The sequence below is a fragment of the Spirosoma fluminis genome, assembly GCF_054778895.1.
This window is the reverse complement of the sequence record NZ_BAAGZD010000009.1, coordinates 1-3,443: the sequence shown is the minus strand read 5'-3', so window position 1 is coordinate 3,443 and position 3,443 is coordinate 1. Positions and strand designations below refer to the sequence as shown.

3 protein-coding genes are annotated in these 3,443 nt (G+C 42.6%); 2 read left to right on the top strand and 1 reads right to left on the bottom strand.

The features are described 5' to 3' along the window. Positions 1 to 134: helix-turn-helix domain-containing protein (locus tag ACYVBJ_RS13580; protein ID WP_460982846.1), on the bottom strand; the 134-nt coding region annotated here is incomplete at its 3' end. Position 135: 1 nt separating this feature from the next. On the opposite strand from ACYVBJ_RS13580, the gene ACYVBJ_RS13575 reads away from it, so the two are divergent. Further along, positions 136 to 1,755 carry a WG repeat-containing protein gene (locus ACYVBJ_RS13575; RefSeq protein WP_460982845.1) on the top strand — a complete coding sequence of 540 codons (1,620 nt, stop codon included), beginning with the start codon at positions 136 to 138 and terminating at the stop codon, positions 1,753 to 1,755. A gap of 354 nt (positions 1,756 to 2,109) precedes the next feature. Continuing rightward, positions 2,110 to 2,781, top strand: coding sequence for a hypothetical protein (locus ACYVBJ_RS13570; protein ID WP_460982844.1), 672 nt, complete (start codon positions 2,110 to 2,112; stop codon positions 2,779 to 2,781). Positions 2,782 to 3,443: the final 662 nt, after the last annotated feature.

Below are 3,443 nucleotides of genomic sequence, written 5' to 3'. Positions count from 1 at the left end.
GTCAGGGTGCGACTGACCCAGCCCTGAGTCAAGCCTAGCGCCTGAGCGATAGCGACCTGTTTCCAGCCCTGTTGATGGAGGGCAGCACATCGTCGGCGCAGGACTTCATATTCAGTCTGTTTGTAGCTTGTCATCGTGACCACAAGATACAGGTATTACGTACCTATTCACGTATCAATAATAATCGCTACTGATTTAGCTAATAACGCACAAGCCCAATATTTTTTGATCTTTAAAGCAATTCCTATGGGTGAAAAGGGTAGTACTGCTGGTCATGCTTTTGTTTCCTTCGTTAAGAAAGATGCAACTTTGAATCAAACGGTAATAGAACATACATGGGGGTTTCATCCAGTTGATAAGTCACTGAAAGCTTTGTTTTCTACTAAAGGTGAAATTGAGCAAACTAAAATAGGAGATTTAGGAAAATCAGATTTCATTGTAGAAGTGGATCAACCAACTTATCAATACTGCCAAAAGTTGAAGGATAAGTGGGACAAAAAAAGTTACGGTATTATAGCAAATCAAAACTGTGTCGATTTCATAACAGAGATTGCTGATTTGGTTCTACCTGAACTCAGAATACCGGGAAAAGTTCCTGACTTTGGTAGACCGCCTTATCGTGGTAGCATCCTTTTTCCTAAAATCTTTTTAGATGAACTTAGGGCTCTTAACATAAGTAGAGATACCGAAAGTAGGAAATTACTTTCTGAGATTGTGTCTTCACCAGCGACCGTTCAGCTAATTCCTTATCGTCAAGGCCGTAAATGGGGATATTGCGATACGAATAAGAAAATAATAATTCCGTGCCGCTTCGACCATGTTAATCTGTTTCACGAAGGACTGGCCGCCGTTACTATCAACGAAAAAATGGGCTATATTGACCAGACTGGAAAGCTGGTTATTCCGTGTAAATTTGGCATTGCAGGCGATTTCAATAAAAAAGGAACTGCAGTGGTTTGGTACGGTCGTTCTGACTATGCAGAGCCAAGTGCAAGAATTAATCAGAAAGGTCAAGTGATTAATGAAAAGTATTGCCAGTGGACTAACAGCACCACTTTTGAACCTAAGTTTTTTGATGGAATGGCACTCGTTTCAAAAGAAGAGAACGGTGAAGCTAAATATGGATTTATCAATGAAGCAGGCGAGTTAGTAATTCCATTTGCCTTTGCTAAAGCAGAGGGTTTTAGAGAGGGCGTTTGTGCTGTCTACGATGGTAAAGGGAAATGGACGTTAATCGACAAGGCAGGCAAGCAACTTATTCCTTCTGAAGAGTGGATAGGATACCGCCATTTTAATGACGGGCTGGCTGTTGTGACTAAATTAAATTCTACCACTTATGATCACCAGCGTTCAGGATACGTAGATCATACTTATAAGACAGTATTTATTACTGGCTCGGATACCAGACTTCATATCTACGGCGAAGGGTTATTTCTTGCTGAGAAGAACGAAAAAATTGGATTTGTGGATAAGACAGGACGGGTGATAATTCCATTTATCTATACGCCACAAGATTACGGCGATGGAACATATTACGGAAGCGCATTTAAAAATGGAGTTGCTGTAGTGTCGAAAAACAATAAGTTAGCACTAATAAACAAACAAGGTGCATCGCTTACCCCGTTCAAATATGAAGACATTGACTATGTAGAGGAATTGAACTTGTTCAAGTTATCGTGGCAGTCTCCCCAAACTGCACCTTATTTAACAAGCGGCTACATGAGTGCAAAAGGCGTAAAATATTGGCAAGACTAACCGAGATACTCGCTCCGCGTGGGTTGGCTTTCGGGCGACAGGTTGCTCGCCCCGAAGTTAATCATTCAGCCCAACGGACAGGGGGTGTAAAGATTGCAGGTATGTGCATTTAGGTTGCTAACTTGTTTATCCATCAGCCCCCTGGGGCGTTGGGTGCAGCCAACAGCCTGTAACGTAGTGGTGAGCTTGCGTGCGACAGGCAGCACGTCCCGAAGCAAGAAGGCGGTTTTGGCTTGTTGGGTGGCCTCGGTCGACACGAGAATCGCCCCGATTCGGTTGTTTTACGCTCGTTGGGCGGCTTCCGGGCGACAAAGAAAAACGACTTTACTTTATTTACTGCTCTGATTTTACATTATGTCTTCACAAATTCAAGAGGTCGTTCTGGACATTTTCCAAGATATTTATCCACCTAATTTCGACAATTCAACAGACTCAAAGTATGTAAAGTTGTTTCCTGAGTTTGAAGATATTTTTGGTACTGAATCTTACTTCTGTAAAGGCATCATTTATCCTCTTTGTTCGCTGAATCTCAAATTGATCAATACCAATTTGCCTTCTAAAAAATTATATCTTGTTCACTTTAACGATGACCCATATGAACCTACAAGAGTCTTTAATGAATATTGTAGTGACTATGAAGTAGCTTTTGATTTGGTCGGAGATAAGTACATTTTTAAAGGCAGCAAAGAGTATTTTGACCATTCCCAAGAATGGGAACAATGGATACAGAGGGACCGGGCTGACTATGAGCGAGTATTGGCTGATTACAAAGAGACTAAATTTCTGCTTAGGCGTTACTCAAATTCCGACCTCATTGAAAAGAAAGAAATATTTTCAAAAATAGGAGGCATTGCAACTTTCTGTACTGAAGAACTGGAGTATTATCCCGTCAATGAGTCAGGAGAAAAATTTATGTTTGTTGCCGAATATTATGCTTGCAACTTCTGCCAAGACAGTGCAAAAATTTACGAGTTATTTTATGACATTAAAAGTAACAGGGTTGTTTTGAGGTGGGCATATGTATGATGAGTTACCACATTTCGCTACACATGGGCGGTTGTCTTGCGACAGGATGCTCGTCCCGTAGGAGAGTCGAGCAGCCCAACCAAACAGGGGTGTAAAGGTTGAAGGTGGTTCGCGTTCAGTGACGTAGTGTCCTCATCCATCAGCCCCTGTGGTCGTTGGGTGAGCCAGCCAAGAGTATTCGTGTGCCAGCGGCCCGGTGACAGGCCGCACGTCCCGACAAGCAGCGTTCAGGCTCGCTAGGCAGCTCATGTTGACGTGAGAAACGACCCGACTAGATTAGTCAGCAAAGCGAGTTTGGTATATAGCGTTAGACAGAATAATCTTTTATGAGTACGCAGTCTGTCGCCGACAAGAGGCCATAGAGAATTGCATATCATATTGAAATTACGGTTCGAGAACATTATTGGCGCAAATTGTCAAGAACTCATCTAATGAGTCAGCGATATGATAGGTTCTTGCTTTCGATTCTATCGTCTCGTCAATTTCAAAATCCATACACCAAACACCCTTTGCAAATGTTGAAGATATAGAAAGGCTGACCTACCCCCAAATACTGGACCGCTCAAAGATTGAGGATCGGACGGTCATTTATTCTCTTTTCACTGCCCTTTCCAACCTCATCGGGTGTCAGCCCGCCGAGCGAACTGTGAGGGCGAAACATG